The organism is Rothia sp. P100 (assembly GCF_023712425.1).
Taxonomy (GTDB): domain Bacteria; phylum Actinomycetota; class Actinomycetes; order Actinomycetales; family Micrococcaceae; genus Rothia; species Rothia endophytica.
On sequence record NZ_JAMAYG010000001.1, the window covers coordinates 182,870 to 201,221 of the forward strand.

Genomic DNA, 18,352 nt, shown 5'->3' on the forward strand with positions numbered 1-18,352 from the left:
CGCACCGCCCGTGCGTCTCCACCAGGTGAAAGACTGACCTCATGCAGGAAAACCGCAGCTCCGGCGTCGGCGTCCTCGACAAAGCCGCCCACATTCTTGATTGCCTTGAAGCTGGCCCCGCCTCGCTCTCCCAACTGGTTGAAGCAACCGGCCTCGCCCGCCCCACCGCCCACCGTCTGGCCGTGGCACTGACCCACCACCGTCTGGTAGCTCGTGACATTCAGGGCAGGTTCATGCTGGGCCCACGCCTGGGTGAGCTATCATCTGCCGCCGGCGAAGACCGCCTCATTGCAGCATCCGGGCCTGTGCTCAACAATCTGCGCAATGCTACCGGGGAATCCTCCCAGGTTTTCCGCCGCCAGGGCGATTGGCGCGTTTGTGTTGCCTCAGCGGAGCGCCCCATTGGCCTGCGCGACACCATCCCCGTGGGCACCCAGCTCTCTATGAAGGCTGGATCTGCAGCTCAGATTCTCACTGCCTGGGAAGAGCAGGCACGCCTTGTTGAAAGCATACATAACGCCCGATTCTCTGCCACCATGCTAGCTGCGGTGCGACGCCGCGGGTGGGCACAGTCGGTGGGGGAACGAGAGCGCGGCACCGCCTCGGTATCAGCTCCCGTGCGCTCCCCTGCTGGCAAGGTTATTGCAGCTATCTCAATCTCAGGTCCCATCGAGCGCCTCACCCGTCAGCCCGGCAGGCTACACGCCGAAGTGGTCTGTGAAGCTGCCGCCGCTCTCACTGAGGCACTGCGTAGCTAGTTACCCATCAGCTCTTCAGCTCAGCATCAGAAAAGGTGACCCTTGATCCGGACAAATTCTAGTCCGCATCAAGGGTCATCTTTAGTTTTGATCTGGAGTCAGCACGCTTTCATCTGCCTGTGCTGACAGCCGGATGCTATCGAGCCTGCTCTAGAGCTGCCCGGTAGTCAGCTAGACGGTTGAGTTCATCTTCGACCGGTGCCACCACAGCCCGTTGAGCAACGTCCGCAACATTGCTCTTTAGCTGGCGCGTGATTCCACGAGCGTACATGCGGTGCCCAGCTGCCGCGACGAGCCTGCCCAGCATCGCTATCACGATGCCCAGCAGCAGACCCGTAATCACTAGCAGGGTCGGGACAGGTAGCGGGAAGCCTTCAACGGTAGGTGGTTCCGGCAGAACGATCTGGAAGTAAGTAGCGAGGGCTAGACCGGTGAGCCAGAGCAGACCCACGAGCGCCGCAACGATACCCAACCACTGGAAGACGTTAAGCACCTGCCACCACCAGCGCTTCTTGCCCGCATCATAGTGAACGGTGGCAATAGCACGCTCGATTTCGCTGGGCAGCTGGTCTTCATAGGTGCGAGCTGAATCCCTGATACTGTGGCTCCAGGGTTCATTTACGCCTTCAGAAACATCACCTGCAAAGGTACGAAGAGAGGTGCTCATCGCCGCTTTCTGAGAGGCACCCAGCGGAGGCAGAGAAGACTTAGAAATCGGTGCGCCATCGTGCTCCTTGTGCAGGCCCAGACGCTTCAGAGGGTCCTTGCGAGCCTTGAGCAACCAGCGGGTTGCAATCCAGCCAGTCTTCTCAGCCGCGTGCAACTTATAGGAGTTAGCTGCAGCCTTCACAATGCCATCTGCACCTGATGCGGCGTATAGGCCAGCTTCAAGTTGCTCAGTATTCTCAAGGGTAATTCCGCGAGGATGCCCACCACCGTCCTGGCGACCCAGATCAGCACCCACCGTGCGCAAATCAGCATCGATACGTTCTAGTGCGGCATTCTTTGCTACAGCAACCTGCCCCAGAACTTCGCGTAGACGGGGCACGCCTTCACCAGTGCGGGCTGAGACTGCCAGGGGGGCAGCAACCAGAGTGGAAGAAAGCCCGTCCTGTGCCAGCAGAAGTTTGAGTGAATCGAGTACCGCTGGCACTTCTGCGGGGTCCAGGAGGTCCACCTGGTTGAGAACAGCTAGGGTAACAGCGCCGTGGGATGCGAGCGGAGCGATGAAGTCCTGGTGGATGACGGCATCGGCATATTTTTGGGGATCCATAACCCAGACCAGCACGTCCACGCACTGCGCCATTTTTTCAACGATGACGCGGTTGGAGGCCTCCACCGAGTCAAAGTCCGGCAGATCGAGCAATACTAGTCCGCCGGTTGCCTCTTCTGTTTTTGCGTGCCCCACAGATTTACGGATTTTATTCCACATGCCCACGGTGACCGGGACGTCAGCGCGGTTGAGAGCTTCGGTGGCTTCGGTGGCATCCTCGTCCATGTAGGTGCGGTTTTCAACGCCCAGCCAGTCCAGCAGGGGCTCAACGCCAGCCTTGCCCCAGACCGCAGCCTGAGCAACGGATGTGGTGGGGCGGCGGGCAGCGCTCTTGGCGATTTCTTTGCCGACCACGGCGTTAAAGAGGGTTGATTTACCAGAACCCGTTGCGCCAAAAAAGCCGATCACGGTGTGCTCGGCAGAAAGCTCACGGCGGGCTCCGGTGCGCGCTAGTACATCGGTTGCTCGGTGCAGAAGTTCAGGTTCTAGGCGGTCGGCGCCCAGCTCTACCGCTTTTTCAAGTGCGGCAACGCGCAGGGCTAGAGCGGTATGACTCTGGTCTTTCTTGGTCTCAGCCATCTTGGTTCTGCTCCCCTGCCATCATGGTCTCACCGGCTGAGGTGAGGGTAACTGCTACATCTTCAAGCGCCTGGTGGTCCGGGCCCATCTCTAGGCTGTTCAAGCGGTCTTCAAAACGCTGGGCGTGACGGTCCAGCAGTTCTTTGACGCGGGCTTCGAGGGTTTCACGAGCCCGGTTAGCCATGCGGCGCACAGCGTCCTCACCGAAGATTGCTTCGAGAAGCTTCTGACCGACCACACCTGAGCCACCAGCGATACCCACCTCGATACCGGTTAGTCCACCGGTCATGGAGAAGACAGCAATCATCAGAATCACAGCTGTGACATTGACGCCCAGCGACATGAAACGTGCCTTTTGGCGCTTGTCGGCGCCCTCCTGAGAGATGATGTCCATGACATCCTGTTGCCAGGCACGGATGCTTTCAGCGATTTCCTCAGGGAAGTTCTTATCCTGACCTCCCAGATCCTCACCTGCCAGCAGAGCACGGCCGGCTCGGTCCTCGAGCCAGCGGCGCTGAACTGTTTCGGCCGCTGCAGCGGCCTCTTCCATAATCACCGAATGCAAGCCAACCTCTAGAGCCTGCTCTACCTCAACAACTTTGGTAGGCGGAGTGCCGCGCAGGAAACCTGAGATTCGGTCGCGGATTTTGCCGACGGTGCTTTCCACCGAGCGAAAGAACTCACCGGTTCCCACAAAATCCTGCCAGCGGGTGAGCACCTCACCGCGCAACATTTGACCGTCTTTAGTGGATTCCTTGACGTTTTCAAAGGCGTGGGCGTAGGCGTCATTCAGGTTTTGGCGCAGAGCACGCTCGGCGTCTTCCTGTTCCCGCTGGGCGTCAGCGAGCTGGTGTGTTTGGCCAGCCACGCCTCGCACCGCACCCTCCAGAGTGCGGCGTGCAATGGCGCTGCGAGCATCAGCGTCAGCACCTAAGCTACGTAGCCAAAAGGTCAACGGAGTCAGCGCGACGGCGGGTAGCAGACCCTGATCATCACGGTCCTGTTCAGTAACGGACATAATCAGCGCGGCAGTAATACCGGCTTCAGCCAACATACGGGTCAGGTCAGCTTCAATTTCATCTTCAGAGCCTTCAGGCACACGGTTGAGCACCACCGCAATGGTGATATCACGCTTAGCTGCTTCACGAAGGATCTCCCAGGGCACAGCATCGGCGTAGCGATTAGCCGTGGTGACAAAGAGCCATAAGTCAGCAGCTGCCAGGAGCTGCTTAGCCAGACGTCGGTTCTCATCTGAAACTGAATCAAAGTCCGGGGCATCAACCAAGGCAACGCCGGCGGGCAGTCCAGGCACGGGTACCATAACCAGTTCGTCCTGGCCGTTGTGAGGATTAGCGCCGGGAAGAGCCGCACCTGGTCCTACGGGGACGCGCACCAGATTAGGCAATATACGCTCAGGAGTGAATGCTCCAGCGTCCTCTGGACGGTGTAGCAGAACTGGCTGGCGGGTGGTGGGGCGGATAGCGCCGGACCGAGTGACGGGCTCACCGATGAGAGTGTTCACCAGCGTAGATTTACCGGCACCGGTTGAACCGCCAACCACCACGGTCAATGGGGCGTCAAGGCTGGAGAGTTTAGGGATGATGTAATCATCGAGCTGGGTTACCGTTTTGCGGGCCAGATCTCGAGCAGTTCCTGCTCCCCCGGTTTCCAAGGGAAAGTGCGTTGCGGCAAGCGTGTCGCGGGCCTCGCGCACGCCCTGCAAAGTGTGAGTGATAGTTTCGTTGTGCACGATTCTATTCTTGCACGTAGGGCTTGGATAAAGAGTGAACTATACGGTAAAACAGCGCTAGTGTGGCATAGGAGCTCTAAATAAAAAGAAAACCTCCACTCAAATGAGTGGAGGTTTCTTGCCTGTGACCCCAACCGGATTCGAACCGGTGTTGCCGCCGTGAGAGGGCGGAGTACTAGGCCGCTATACGATGGGGCCGTCTTCATTTCTGAAGCGTTACTCCTCAAGAGCAACAGATATAAGCATATAGGCAAGGTGGGTTTTGGTGCAAACCTAGGAGCAATGCTTTGCATCACGCTCAAACCGAAGCTTGGCAGCGGGACGTTTAGTGAATGGTGGGTTTAATAAAGAAAACCTCCACTCAAATGAGTGGAGGTTTTCTTGCCTGTGACCCCAACCGGATTCGAACCGGTGTTGCCGCCGTGAGAGGGCGGAGTACTAGGCCGCTATACGATGGGGCCGTAACAACTTTTCAAGCTGTTCGCTGGGATACCAGGACTCGAACCTAGAATGACGGTACCAGAAACCGTAGTGTTGCCAATTACACCATATCCCATTATTGTTTGTTGCTGCGTTTTGTTCTTCAAACTCATCGCCGCAACGAGTAATAACTCTATACGCTTTACTCGGGGTGTGCAACTTGAAATAGGTAGACCTGAGTCACACCTAAATTTGCGCCCTAAATGGGCTCTGCAATACCAAAGTTTAGAGGGGTGGAGCCGGCTCTAATCCGCCGTAAATTGTCTTTAATTTGCTGGATTGCTTACCGGTCAGCGCCGGGGCAACCCCAAGCACCTTGAGCAGCCGAACAATCATCAGCCACCAAACCCACCTGCGTCCGCCACACCCGAACCAACTGACCCTCACTGGGGCGTTCCACCGTTCCATCAATCACTTCCCAAGGACCGCCATCAACGCTAAATTCACCTCGATACCCTGTCACCACACTGAACTGGTAGTCACCCGGCACCGTATATTTGTGGCTGGTTGGGGTTTCCTCATCCCAGACATCCTCACCCAGTTGATACCCCGCATGCGAGACAGGACCTAGTTGCCCACCGTCACCATAAACAAATGTGTAGCTTACTGGCGTAGCTCTCACCTGAACCTGTTGCCCAGCTATTTGACGCTGGAACTCCTGGACATCGGCATCTGCCCAAAAGTTGGTGTTGTAATTTTTCAAGGTATGGGGAGCTCGCTCTTGATGGGCATCTGCAGGAGTAATGGGAAAGCTTTGCAGATCCTCCACTGTCAACTGGATGCGGATAGGCTGGACAACCATCTCACCATCGACTTCGGCAAGCTCAAGACCCGCGTCCTCAAGTTCATCAGGGTTTAGAGCGATACAGCCCAGAGGAACACCGTTGTTGTAGTAGGGAGTATCTGAACCTTCACCCCAGTCAGCGGGGACAACACCCATAGTGCCTAAGGTGCCGTCTGAGGCCAAACAGTAGGAACCTGTTTGTAGCGAGGCTCCTTCAGCTAACCGGGCACGCTTATCTTCAGGATTTTTATGTTCTTTGAACTGTATAAGTTTCATGGCAGGGGCAGCAGAATCGCCGGGAACTTGCTCAGATTTTGGGGTTTCTTTTACCTGACGTGGTCTTTGTCCATCCAGAAACTTGCTCCTATTTATTTTCACGTCAAAACCGGTTTCGTTAACGCTCCCGGATGTATTAGCAACTGCGGAAGGTACGGCTAAACACAAAGAAATAGTCACTGCTACAAATACAGAACCAACGTAACGCTTCATGACTATTTGATTGCCTGTGAGGTTAGAACTTTCCATTTAGAATCTTTGAACTGGACTCTAAAATCTATTCCTTCATAGATTGAATCTGAATTGTCTGTGTAGGTAGCCTCACCGTCGTACCACAGCACTGAGTCATCTTGTTCAAAATTGCTACCAATAGAGTAGACGCTATCATCCATAGATGTAATTAAATCCTTGTTGTAATGAATGGTTAATTTACCTTCGATAACCCAACCGCCAGACTTATAAATTTCCTTCAACGAATCAAAAAAATCTTGCTCTTGAGTAAAGGACTCATCAACTAGCTGCCGCACACCATCCACGTCGCCAGTCTGCAAAGCATAGTTGCGCATGTCCTGGTAATAGGTAATGAACTTTTCCATGCCTTCGGTAGTTTCAACATTCATCCCAGCAGGAGCCTCAGGCTTAGGCACATTCTGAGCCGGGCCCTGCTCGTCAGCAGCACGATACTCCCCCTCAGGCGCCTTAGACCCACCAGAAAAGCGCTCAGTCACCTCAGCAGTAGCACCGTCAGAAGCACCAGCGCCCCCGGCAGATACCGAAACAGAAGAAGCAGCCGATGAAGAACTATCGCCAGGCTCCGGGATGCTACCAGTTGCCTTCTCCCCACAGCCGCTCAAGACCATGGCACTAAGGGCAACCAGAGTAAGGGTTTGGGTTAGGTAGCGGGGTGAGTGCATGAGAATTACTCCAAGGCTAGTGTGATATAAGTCAATGCTTGTTTCATTTTCTACCACTGGACTTGTGCCAGGGCAAGCCCGCTCAAACTACCCGCCCTGAACACTCCCCTTTGTGACCGGTTATTACGCATTTTTGCTTGTCATATGAGATATTCACATCAATCCGCACACCGCTCAGATACCTATGGAAAAGATAAAAGCAGTCCCCAGAAGTAACTACAGCAGAACCTCCCAAAACGCAAAGAACCCCGCTCCCTGACCACCGGGCAGGTGGCAGGAGGCGAGGCTCAGTGTGGGCAGGCTCTAGTCCGCCAATGAAGCAGCTAGCTTCTTGAGGCGAGCGAGTGAGGAATCCTTGCCCAAAATCTCCATGGATTCAAAGAGGGGTGGTGAAATACGCTCACCCGAGATAGCGGTGCGCACCGGCCCGAAGGCCAGGCGGGGCTTGATTTCTAGCCCCTCAACGATTGCCTCACGCAACGCGTCTTGAATGCTTTCAGCAGTAAAGGTTTCTAGGCCTTCAATAGCGGCAATCGCGGCGTCCAGAACAGCGGGTGCTGACTCCTTAAGCTGCTTAGCGGCGTCCGGAGCGATCTCGATGTCCTCGTCCTTCTTAAAGAGGAAGCCCAGCAAGCCCGGGGTCTCACCCAGTAGCTGCATGCGTTCCTGAACCAGAGGCGCAGCTTCAGTCAAAATCTGCTGTTCGCGCTCGGTCAGAGCCTCAAAATCGTCAGCTGAGACCAGCTCAGCCTTGTGGAGGAAGGGTACCAGACGGTTGCGGAAGTCCTCAGCTTCGAGCATACGCACGTGGGTGCCATTGATTGCTTCAGCCTTCTTCAGGTCAAAGCGGGCGGGGTTAGCCAGTACGTCTGCGATGTCGAAGTGTTTCACCATGGTGTCCATGGTGAAGATGTCCTCATCGTGAGACAGCGACCAGCCCAGCAGGGACAGGTAGTTGAGCAGACCTTCCTTAATGAAGCCGGCATCCAGCAGGTTGTAGAGGCTGGATTCGGGGTCACGCTTGGAAAGCTTCTTGTTGCCCTGGCCCATCACGTAGGGCATGTGGCCGAATTCGGGGATGAAGCTGGTAACCCCCACCTCAACCAGGGCGCGGTAGAGCGCAATCTGGCGCGGAGTTGAGGACAGCAAGTCTTCACCACGCAACACGTGGGTGATGCCCATCAGCGCGTCGTCCACGGGGTTAACCAGGGTGTAGAGGGGCTTGCCGTTGGCGCGAACCACGACGAAGTCTGGAACGGAGCCCGCCTTGAAGGTGATTTCATCGCGCACCAGGTCGTTGAAGGTGATGTCAGTGTCAGGCATGCGCAGGCGCAAAACAGGCTGGCGGCCTTCAGCGCGGTAGGCTGCCTTCTGATCTTCGGTGAGGTTGCGGTCAAAGTTGTCGTAGCCCAGCTTGGGGTCTTCGCCCTTGGCCTTGTGACGCTCTTCTACCTCTTCGGGGGTTGAGAAATCTTCATAGACGTAGCCGCCTGCCTTGAGCTTCTCCACAACCTCCGCGTAAATGTCCATGCGCTCTGACTGACGGTAGGGCTCGTGGGGGCCACCCACACCGACACCCTCGTCCCAGTTGATGCCCAACCACTGCAGGGATTCGAGCACCTGATTGAAAGATTCCTCTGAGTCACGTGCCGCGTCGGTGTCTTCAATACGGAAAATCAGCTTGCCGCCAGTGTGCTTAGCATAGGCCCAGTTGAAAAGGGCGGTGCGCACCATACCCACGTGGGGGGTGCCGGTGGGCGATGGGCAAAAACGGACACGGGTTTCAGACGGATCAGTAAGTTTCAGAGCGTAATCACTCATGGATGTTTCCACATCCCTTTCTGTGGTGGTGTAAAAATTTTTCGAGTTCAATTTTAGTGGCTGGGCGGTTTATTCTGCGCGGACAGTGTTAACCAGGGCACCGATGCCCTCAACCTCAATTTCGACTTCGTTGCCCGCTGAGAGCTTGCCGACGCCGGCTGGAGTACCGGTGAGAATGACGTCGCCGGGTAGCAGGGTGAAGTATTCGCTGGCTGCTGCCACCAGTTCCGCGACGGAGAAGACCATGTCTGCGGTGGTGCCATCCTGCTTGAGTTCACCGTCTACCCAGGTCTGGATAGTCAGGTCATCGGTCTGTAACTCGGTTTCAATCCAGGGGCCCAGGGGGCAAGAGCCGTCAAAGCCCTTAGCGCGTGCCCACTGCACGTCTGATTTTTGGGCGTCGCGGGCGGTGAGGTCGTTAGCAACGGTGTAGCCGTAAATTACCTCGGGGACGCGATCTAGCGGGACGGACTTAGCAATGCGGCCGATGACCACAGCAAGCTCGCCTTCGTAAGAGACATCGCTGGACCATTCGGGCAGAGCGATGGGGTCGCCGGGACCGATGACGGAGGTGTTGGGCTTGAAGAAGAACTGGGGACTGGTGGGGGTTTGGTTGCCGAGTTCTTGGGCGTGGTCGTGCCAGTTGCGGGCGGCACCAATGACCTTGGAGCGGGGAATAATAGGCGCAACTAGGCGTACTTCGTCCAGGCGATATTTTTTGTCGGTGGGGTTGACACCCGAGTAGAAGGGGTCCCCCGATAGAACGGTGATGGTTTCTTCACCTGCGTCGCCTTCAACGAGACCAAAATGCAGGTTATCTTCAACAGTAAATCGAGCAATGCGCATGACTCTAGGCTACCGCACAGGCAGAGCCGCTGCTAAAGGAAAAGAAGGCACAGAACCGGTAAGGAGCGTCTCTTGGCTGGCTTAAGCTTCTTCTTCGGCTCTACCCCCTGTACTTACTTATCTTTTCAGCAATGACCGCCCAGCCTTAATTTTCTTATGATTGTGGTAGTTTTATCCCCTTCGAAAGGTCAGAACGGTGGATTCCTCAGCGGCTCTCTATTTTCTGCTGAAGCCCTGACACTGCCACTATGACTACCTGCCCCAAAACCTTGGGCTCTTAGCCGAAGCCACGCTCGCCCAGCTGTTTGACGTTATGAAAACTCCAGAGACTCTGAATGCCCTAGAGAGCGATGGCTACTCCCCCGCCATCTTCGAGGCGGTTGGGGATACCGGGGCACTCTACTGCTGGTCAGCCACGATGAGTCCTTCTACCAGGCTATAGGCATCGAGCGTACCCTTTCTTACTCTAAGCTCACTAAGAACAAGAAAGGGACCAGATTTTTCGTTAAGGACCAGCACAGTCATGCTCCCTACCGAAAAATCTGATCCCTATCCCTTGGGAATGAGTTTAAACCAGCTTCACGTTCCAGCCGAAGCGGTCTTCAACCTTACCAGTCTGCATCCCGACCAGCTCTTCACGAAGAGTCATGGTAACTGCCCCGCCGTCCTCACCGGAAGGTGAAGAAATCTCAAAGTCAGCGGCCTTAAGTTTGCCGACAGGGGTAATCACAGCGGCGGTACCGCAGGCAAAAATCTCGGTAATCTCACCTGAGGCAACGCCCTGGCGCCACTCGTCCAGAGTGAACCTGCGCTCCTCAACAGTGTGTCCGCGCTCCTGCGCCAGTTTGATAATGGACTTACGGGTGATACCACGCAGGATGGTGCCGGTCAGCTCAGGGGTCACAATCTTTCCATCAGCAAAGACGAAGAAGACATTCATGCCACCCAGCTCTTCAATGGCGTCATCGCGGTTGGGGTCTTTGAAGATCACCTGCTTACAACCGTTAGCTTCACCTTCTAGCTGAGCTGCCAGGGACGCCGCGTAGTTGCCGCCGCACTTAGCCTCACCGGTGCCACCCACACCCGCGCGGGCGTAGTTGGTTGAAAGCCAGATATCAACGGGCTTGGGAGTGCCAAAGTAGTTACCGGCGGGTGAAGCAATCACGAAGAAGCTGACCTCGTGTGCGGGGCGAATACCCAAGAAAGCCTCAGTTGAAATCATGAAGGGACGCAAGTAGAGGGATTCACCGTCACCGCTAGGTACCCAGTCGGCGTCGATGCTGACCAACTGGCGGATAGCCTCGGTGAAGAGATCTTCGGGCAGTTCCGGCAGAACCAGGCGCTGAGCTGACTTGTTGAGGCGGGAAGCGTTCTCTTCGGGGCGGAAGGTGGTGATAGAACCGTCAGCCTGGCGGTAGGCCTTAATGCCCTCAAAAATCTCCTGGCCGTAGTGGAAGACCGATGCCGCGGGGTCCAGGCTCAGGGGGCCGTAGGGCAACACCTGCGCGTTAGACCATTCCCCACCGTCTACGTAATCACCGTGCCAGTCAATACGCACCATGTGATCGGTAAAGTGCTTACCAAAGCCCGGGTCAGCCAAAATCTCAACGCGACGTTCGGGGCTGGTGGGGTTCGGGTTACGAGTAACGGTGAAGTCCACAGTCATGTTCCATCCTTGAATTAAAGTAAGGGTCTCTTGTAAGTGAGGATACCGCAGGTGAGCACTCCCACGTGTGAAAAAGTCTACGCCCCACTGGAAGATCGGGGCGCAGATGCAGATTTAGAGAGCAGCGATGATTGCCGAGCCAACCTCTTCAGTAGACCGCTGGGCACCGGGGTTGGCTGCCAGGTCCGCTTCCACGGCCCGCTCGACCCGCGCTGCGGCGCCCTCAAAGCCAAGGTGGCGCAGCAGCATAGCCGCGGCAAGGACGGTGGCGGTCGGATTAGCAATGCCCTGGCCAGCAATATCTGGGGCTGAGCCATGCACCGGCTCAAACATTGAGGGGAAAGTGCCGCTGGCGTTGATATTGCCGCAGGCAGCGTAGCCGATCCCACCGGTGATAGCGCCAGCCTGATCGGTGAGAATATCACCAAAGAGGTTATCGGTGACAATGACATCAAAACGAGAGGGCTCGGTGGTGAAAAATATGGTGGCAGCATCAATGTGCAAGTAGTCAGTGGTGACCTGCGGGTACTCGGCCGCGACTTCATTGAAGATGCGGGAGTAGAGCTGACCGGCGTTAACGAGAACGTTAGTCTTATGAATCAGGGTGAGTTTCTTTTTCTCGCGGCTGGTAGCCAGTTCAAAAGCGTAGCGGACCAAGCGCTCAATGCCGTAGGCAGTGTTAAGCGAAACCTCGGTGGCAATTTCAGCCGGGGTGCCAGCCCGCAGCAGTCCGCCATTACCGGCGTAAGGGCCTTCAGTGCCTTCTCGCACCACCACGAAATCGATATCGCCGGGGTTGCTCAGCGGTGAGACTGCCCCGGGAAAGAGCTTGGATGGGCGCAGGTTGATGTAGTGATCAAAGGAGAAGCGCAGATTGAGCAGGATTTCGCGCTCGATAAGACCGCTGGGCACCGTTGCCGAGCGGGGATCAGCGCCCACAGCACCAAAAAGAATAGCATCGTGGGTAGCTAGCTGATCTTTGGTCTCTTGGGTGAGGGTTTCACCGGTTGCTAGCCAGTGCTCAGCTCCCAAGCTGTAGGGGGTGCTGGTGAGGGTGATGTTCTCGAGGTCAGCGACGTGGTTCAGCACGCGCTCGGCTTGGGCTACTACTTCGGGGCCAATGCCGTCGCCGGCAATGACGGCGAGGTTGATGGAGCGATTTTCAGTCATGCTTCCAGGCTAGCCCCGCCCTCTAGTCTTTACCACATTTTGGTCGCTGGTTTCAGATAGTGGGCTTGTCCGGTCTCAACGATTTCTTTAGTAATTTCACTAAACGCCATGCTAAAACAAGCGACCCCTATTCTCTTTCTTAGAAGATAGGGGCCGCTTGTTGATTTTTTAGACTAGGCTCGCTCGCGAATCAGGGCCTTAACTGCCTCAGTATCGTTGGGCAGGTCAAGCACGTGACGCTCGGCCTCCATGATGCCCTCAAAACGTGCCGGAATTTCTGGCTCAGAGCCGGTTGCCTCAGCAATGGTCTCAGCGAACTTGACCGGCAGGGCGGTTTCAAGGCAAATAATAGGGGTGTCAATTTCGGGGGCCAGTGAGCGGGCCACCTTCACACCGTCAGCGGTGTGGGGGTCAAGCAGCACACCCAGTTTCTCGTTGACCTCGCGAATTGTGGCAACACGATCGGCGTGGGTGGACTTGCCCGAGGCAAAGCCGTAACGGTCCGCGGCGTCCGCGAATGCCGGATCATCTCTCAGTGAGAACCCACCCTGGCGCACCTTGATACCGAAGAGATCAGCAGTGCGCTCAGCATCGCGCCCCAGCAAGTCAAAGACAAAGCGCTCAAAATTTGAGGCTCGTGAGATATCCATGGAGGGGCTGGAAGTTTCATAGGTATCAGACGAAGAACGCACGCGGTAGTCACCGGTGCGGAAGAATTCATCGAGCACATCATTCTCGTTGGTCGCAACGATCAGCCGGTCAATGGGCAACCCCATTTGGCGGGCGATATGCCCTGCACAGATATCACCAAAGTTGCCGGTGGGTACGCAGAAGGAGACCTTCTGGTCGTTGGTTTCGGTGGCACGAATCCAGCTTGAGACGTAGTAGACCACCTGGGCCATGAGTCGTGCCCAGTTGATGGAGTTCACCGCACCGATACGGTGTTCCGACTTGAAAGCAGCGTCGGCTGAGATGGCCTTGACGACGTCTTGGCAGTCGTCAAACACACCGTCCAGAGCGATGTTAACGATGTTCTCATCATCTAGACCGAACATCTGTGCTTGCTGGAAGGGAGTCATGCGACCGGCAGGGGTCAGCATGAAAACCTTGATGCCTGCGCGGCCACGCATAGCGTATTCGGCTGAGGAGCCGGTGTCGCCAGAGGTCGCGCCCACAATGGTCAGGTGTTCTCCGCGGCGGGCTAGCTCGTATTCAAAGAGCTCACCCAGCAGCTGCATGGCCATGTCTTTAAAGGCAGCAGTGGGTCCCTCAGACAGGTGACCGATGAGCAGGCCGGGTTCTAGTTCCGTCACGGGAACAATGTCTTCAGAGGCAAACTTGGGGTAGCTGTAGGCACGGGCAGTAATCGCTTTGAGGTCCTCAGCAGGAATGTCATCAACGAAGAGCTGCAGCACTTCAGCGGCAAGCGCATGGTAGCCCTCAGTGTTCAGCACCTGGCGCCAGTGGGTAAGAGTGGCGTCAGTCAGCTGAGGGTATTCTACGGGCAGGTAGAGACCGCCGTCGGGGGCTAGCCCGCCCAGAAGGATGTCAGTGAAAGACGCGGGGGTTGCGCCAGTATCGCGCGTTGAGATGTACTGCATGCTACTACCCTACCCAATCTTGGTGCCTCGGTGGGTCTGGTGCTCATACTGCGGTATGAATTGACGGGGTATATCATCTGTCGGTTCTGGTGCTGGCACTTTAGCTCTCTAAACTGACAGCCGTGGATGATGTTTTGGTTCAGTTAAAGGATGCTGAGCGCCGTAGGTTCAGGGTGAATGCCGTGGTATTGCAGAGGTTAGCTGATCACGGCGCTCCTGGACACTCATACTGAGTTTGCTGATACTCATGAACGGTTAAGTAACGGTGCAAGTCACCAGTTTGAAAGAGGTGGAGATTAATAGCACCTTCGGAATTTCTGCCAGGGTTAACGTAGACAAGGGCGAGGCTAACTCTTTAAATGAGGAAGTCAGCATGGGCTTGCTCCTCCTGCAAGCTTTCGTGGCTGAAGGTGCGGTTCTAACCTACGCTTTCGCTTGGCAGGGGTTGGTTGCAACCTGGATAGGTAGCCTAACACTAGCCTGGCTAGCTGCTTCCCTACCTGCTTACAAAGGTGCTGGGGTGCCACCAGCAGTTGCTCTTCGGCAGATCACCTAAGGCCACTAGCAAAAACTGAGTCGGTGGGCTTGACACTAGATCAAAGCCCACCGACCCGGTGATCTCCCTAAGATTTTAGGATGCTGAAGGTGAGGGGGAGGTTGTGGGCACCGTGACAGATGAGGTGTCCTTGGGCTCAGCCTTATCAGCGTTAACCCGTTCAAGAGCAAACTGATGGGTCTCTTCGATATCGTTTGAGAACTGTTTTAGGCGCTTATACATGCTCTCGTAATATGAGTGCTTGAGCTCAGTGACAGCACCATCAAAATTATTGCCTTCTCGGCAACTGATATCGCTTTTCAGCATTTTTTCCGCTGTTTCAGCATCAACCAAGCTGGACTGATAGACAGCCTGATCGGTGGATTCAAGGGAAGTAATCCCAGCGTCGTTCATGCAGGTTTTCCAGGCATTTTGCAAGTCAATATAGGTTTGGTCAGCGTGCAGCTCTTCTGAAATAGCCTGACCAAATTGCGGGGCTAAGAGTGCAACCTTAATACCATTTTCAGCACTACCGTAGATGTACTCATAGCTTTGTGCCAGGCAACCGTCCGCTGAAATACCACCGCTGGTGTAGTCCATGAAGGTCACCTGGAACTGCTGAGTCTTATCTGTACCGATATAAGCATCAAGCCCTTTTTGGTCAAAGTCAGCTATCTGCTGGCTCTTATCTGCAGGCTCAGGCCCATAACCGGTTTCCTTAAGTTCTTCTGTGGTGCGGCCGGTGTAGACGGTGTCTTCCAGATCATGGTGCAGTACAGCCTCTTTGTAGGAGCCACCTGCCTGTTTGACGCACCGCTCAACAAATCCACGGCGGGCTTCCTCTGCTTCTGCGGGAGGGTAAATCCATGAAGAGAGCTGGGAGATGTGCTCCGGTTTAGGTTTCTGGGTGGGAAGTTCGCTGAAGTTTTCTGGCTGTGTGGAACAGCCGGTGAGCAACCCCGTAGCTAATAGGCTCAGAATGGATACACCTTTTATACAGTGACTAGTTAGTAATGACACGGCGACCTTTCCTAGATAATCAGCCCCAAGTCTAACTACTATGTATAGCTGAGGCGCAAAACAACAGACACGTTGATACGACATTCTTATCACTCTAATCACCATGACTAAGGTACAGATGACCCCCGAAAATGTAGAAGGTCTTTCGACTTCGCGCAGAAACCTCATGCGCTTTGCTGCTTTAACCGGCGCAGCCAGTGCAGCGACCCTCATCAGCACAACCTCCAGCAGCTCACCTGCTCACGCTTCCGATGCGACGTCCGATATCTTCCCGTCCGAACTCACCTACCCCACGGTCAATGGCCCCTCTCTGGCTCTTTGGGGGAGCTCCTCCTTCGAAGGAGCTCAGGCTGATCAGGGTGTTCCTGCCGGCTTTAACGCCACCATTGAAGCCTTACTGCATTCCTATTTAGGAGCTCCAGTCCTGAATTTTGGACGTGGCGGTGAAACTTCCACCCAGATCAATGCTCGCAGGGGAACACCAGAAAGCATGTACAAGTTGGTGTTCCCGCAGGATACCATTCCGGCTTCAGGTTCTGTTGAAGTAACCCTAGCGTCTGATTCTAACGTCGCATGGGGCGGCAGCACTCTTGCCGCCGGCTACGTAGGTGGGGTACCTGGCGTCCTGGTGCCTGCGTCCAACGATACGTTCACCTTCACGAGACAGGTTGACGGTGAAGCAATCTACGCACCTGCTACTACCCCAGCTAGTTGGTTCCATTCTTATCAAGAAATGATTTCGCGTTCCTCTTACCACATCATTCAAATTGGTCGGAATAATATGAATCAAACCGAGCAGATTCGCAAAGATACAGAACACGCTTTTGCCCTTGCCCCCAAGCGCACCCTGGTGATGGGGCACTTCCGTAGCAGAAGTGATAGCAAAGATTCTGACCGAGCAAAGCAGGTCAGTGAATATAACGCATGGGCTGCTGAAAAGTACGGCGAGCTCTTCGTAAACCCCGAAACCTTCCTTCGGGAGACCACCCAGGAGAGCTGGTTGAGGTACGGCGCCCTCTCAGGTTCGGGTGTGTGGAGCTCAGATACCGATAGAAAAGCCTACGATGAAGGTAAGATCCCGCCCTCTCTCTTCTCAACAGATGGTCTGCACCTCAATGGGTGGGGCTACATTGCCCTGGCGCAGATGCTCTACTACAAGGTCACTGGCTTGGGTTGGTTCTAAGAGTAGATGAGTTAGATACGTATGCCGCCAATCTGCCTCAAGCTGAGCGCAGGCTCCCTATGAGAATGCTACTTAGCCCATAAAATTGCCCCACCTGAAGCCTTCAGGTGGGGCAGTTTTTCTTAGTTTCGGTGGGATGCTAAGGCTTAGCCTTCTTTGGGCTCCTCATAGCGGGGGAAGATCGGAGCAGGAGCCGGCAGTTCGGCACCGGGTACCAGCGCCTGGCCCAGGTCAGCGAAATCGCGGGCGTCTTGGCTAACCGCTAGAAGGTCCAGCATCTTTCCCATCGCGGTGGGCATGACCGGCTGAGTCAGGATCGCGACAATACGCAGCACCTCAGCGGTCACGTAGAGCACCGTGTTCATGCGCTCAAGATTGGTCTTGCGCAACTTCCATGGTTCCTGGGAGGTGAAGTAGCGGTTAGCTTCGCCTACCACCTGCCAGATACGTTCTAGAGCTTTGTGGAAGGCCAGTTCATCGAAATCAGCGCGCACCGGCTCATAGAGGGCATTCGCCAGATCGAGCATGGCCTGATCCTCAGCGGTGAAAGCGCCGTGAAGCGGCACCTTACCCTCGCAGTTCTTGGCAACCATTGATAGCGATCGCTGGGCCAGGTTACCCAAGTCATTGGCTAAATCAGAGTTGATGCGGCTCTTGATAGCTTCGGCTGAGTAGGAGCCATCCTGACCGAAGCTGACCTCACGGAGCAGGAAGAAGCGTAGCTGATCCAGCCCGAAGGAGGAAACCAGATCTACAGGGTCAACGACGTTGCCGATGGACTTGCTCATCTTTTCGCCGTCAACCAGCAGGAAGCCGTGGGCGAAGACTCGCTTGGGTAGCTCGATACCGGCTGACCAGAGGAAAGCAGGCCAGTAGATAGCGTGGAAGCGTGAGATATCTTTGCCGATGACGTGGTAGCTGGCGGGCCAGTAGGTCTTAAAGAGGTCGCTGTTGGTGTCCGGAAAGCCGACGCCGGTCAGGTAGTTAGTCAGGGCGTCCACCCAGACGTACATGACGTGCTTTTCATTGCCGGGCACGGGCACGCCCCAGTCAAAGCTGGTGCGGGAGATGGAGAGGTCGCGCAACCCATCCTTCATGAAGCCTGCTAGCTCGTTACGGCGGGATTCGGGGTAGACGAACCCATCAGTTGCGTAGAGCTCTTTGAGGCGGTCTGCGTACTTGGAGAGTCGGAAGAAGTAGGATTCTTCCTCGTTCCACTCCACCTCGGTGCCGGTTTCAATGGCGTAGCGTACGCCGTTGCGCACCTCGGTCTCGTCTTCTGCGTAGAAGGCTTCGTCACGGACGGAGTACCAGCCCTCGTACTTGTCCAGGTAGATGTCTCCGGCCTCTTCCATCCGCTTCCACAAAGCCTGGGATGCTTCATAGTGGTCGGGGTCTGTGGTGCGGATGTAGCGGTCGTAGCTGATGCTCAGCTGATCATCCATAGCTTTAAAGCGGGCGGCATTCTGGTCGGCGAGTTCTTGAGCACTCATACCCAGTTTCTCGGCGGTGGTTTGCATTTTTTGGCCGTGCTCATCGGTGCCGGTCAAAAAGCGTACATCAAAGCCATCGAGGCGCTTGAAACGGGCCATCACATCGGTAGCAATATGTTCGTAAGCGTGACCGATGTGGGGGTCACCGTTGGGGTAAGCGATTGCGGTGGTGATGTAGAAGGGGGTTGAAGTCATAGGCACAA

14 protein-coding genes and 3 tRNA genes are annotated in these 18,352 nt (G+C 55.5%); 3 read left to right on the forward strand and 14 right to left on the reverse strand.

What is annotated here, in order from left to right:
* The first annotated feature begins 41 nt into the window (after positions 1-41).
* A complete protein-coding gene (locus M3668_RS00895; RefSeq protein ID WP_251378954.1) occupies positions 42-758 on the forward strand; it encodes an IclR family transcriptional regulator in 717 nt (238 codons plus the stop codon).
* A 136-nt stretch (positions 759-894) separates the two neighbouring features.
* Here M3668_RS00895 and M3668_RS00900 read toward each other — a convergent pair whose 3' ends face one another.
* The 12 genes from M3668_RS00900 to thrC form a co-directional block, all read right to left on the reverse strand.
* Positions 895-2,610: a dynamin family protein gene (locus tag M3668_RS00900; RefSeq protein WP_251378955.1), complete on the reverse strand. Its 1,716-nt coding sequence runs from the start codon at positions 2,608-2,610 to the stop codon at positions 895-897.
* Positions 2,603-4,360: a GTPase gene (locus tag M3668_RS00905; protein WP_251378956.1), complete on the reverse strand. Its 1,758-nt coding sequence runs from the start codon at positions 4,358-4,360 to the stop codon at positions 2,603-2,605. The genes M3668_RS00900 and M3668_RS00905 overlap by 8 nt, the downstream gene beginning before the upstream one ends.
* A 125-nt stretch (positions 4,361-4,485) precedes the next feature.
* Positions 4,486-4,558: transfer RNA gene (locus tag M3668_RS00910), tRNA-Glu, on the reverse strand.
* A 190-nt stretch (positions 4,559-4,748) separates the two neighbouring features.
* Positions 4,749-4,821: transfer RNA gene (locus M3668_RS00915), tRNA-Glu, on the reverse strand.
* 23 nt (positions 4,822-4,844) lie between these two features.
* Positions 4,845-4,916 (reverse strand) — tRNA-Gln (locus tag M3668_RS00920).
* Between the two features lie 207 nt (positions 4,917-5,123).
* The gene (locus M3668_RS00925) at positions 5,124-5,900 is read right to left on the reverse strand and encodes a hypothetical protein (protein ID WP_251378957.1); all 777 of its coding nucleotides are present in this window, start codon (positions 5,898-5,900) and stop codon (positions 5,124-5,126) included.
* Between the two features lie 215 nt (positions 5,901-6,115).
* Positions 6,116-6,814, reverse strand: a complete 699-nt coding sequence (locus M3668_RS00930) for a DUF6318 family protein (protein WP_251378958.1) — start codon at positions 6,812-6,814, stop codon at positions 6,116-6,118.
* Between the two features lie 303 nt (positions 6,815-7,117).
* Positions 7,118-8,635: a glutamate--tRNA ligase gene (gene gltX, locus M3668_RS00935; RefSeq protein ID WP_251378959.1), complete on the reverse strand. Its 1,518-nt coding sequence runs from the start codon at positions 8,633-8,635 to the stop codon at positions 7,118-7,120.
* A 69-nt stretch (positions 8,636-8,704) separates the two neighbouring features.
* Entirely contained in the window at positions 8,705-9,481 is a 777-nt protein-coding gene (locus tag M3668_RS00940; protein ID WP_251378960.1) for a fumarylacetoacetate hydrolase family protein, read from the reverse strand.
* Positions 9,482-10,049: 568 nt separating this feature from the next.
* Positions 10,050-11,147, reverse strand: a complete 1,098-nt coding sequence (locus M3668_RS00945; RefSeq protein WP_251378961.1) for a branched-chain amino acid aminotransferase — start codon at positions 11,145-11,147, stop codon at positions 10,050-10,052.
* 114 nt (positions 11,148-11,261) lie between these two features.
* Entirely contained in the window at positions 11,262-12,317 is a 1,056-nt protein-coding gene (locus M3668_RS00950) for a 3-isopropylmalate dehydrogenase (RefSeq protein ID WP_251378962.1), read from the reverse strand.
* Between the two features lie 173 nt (positions 12,318-12,490).
* Complete coding sequence (thrC, locus tag M3668_RS00955) at positions 12,491-13,918, reverse strand: threonine synthase (protein WP_251378963.1); 1,428 nt, start codon at positions 13,916-13,918, stop codon at positions 12,491-12,493.
* 289 nt (positions 13,919-14,207) lie between these two features.
* On the opposite strand from thrC, the gene M3668_RS00960 reads away from it, so the two are divergent.
* Positions 14,208-14,474, forward strand: coding sequence for a hypothetical protein (locus M3668_RS00960; protein WP_251378964.1), 267 nt, complete (start codon positions 14,208-14,210; stop codon positions 14,472-14,474).
* A 75-nt stretch (positions 14,475-14,549) separates the two neighbouring features.
* Here the strand turns inward: M3668_RS00960 and M3668_RS00965 are convergent, their stop codons facing one another.
* Positions 14,550-15,473 (reverse strand): hypothetical protein, encoded by a 924-nt coding sequence (locus M3668_RS00965; protein ID WP_251378965.1) that lies wholly within the window; start codon positions 15,471-15,473, stop codon positions 14,550-14,552.
* 103 nt (positions 15,474-15,576) lie between these two features.
* Here M3668_RS00965 and M3668_RS00970 point away from each other — a divergent pair, with 103 nt between their 5' ends.
* Entirely contained in the window at positions 15,577-16,656 is a 1,080-nt protein-coding gene (locus M3668_RS00970) for a hypothetical protein (RefSeq protein ID WP_251378966.1), read from the forward strand.
* A gap of 146 nt (positions 16,657-16,802) precedes the next feature.
* Here the strand turns inward: M3668_RS00970 and metG are convergent, their stop codons facing one another.
* Positions 16,803-18,344, reverse strand: coding sequence for a methionine--tRNA ligase (metG, locus tag M3668_RS00975; protein WP_251378967.1), 1,542 nt, complete (start codon positions 18,342-18,344; stop codon positions 16,803-16,805).
* Positions 18,345-18,352 lie beyond the last annotated feature (8 nt).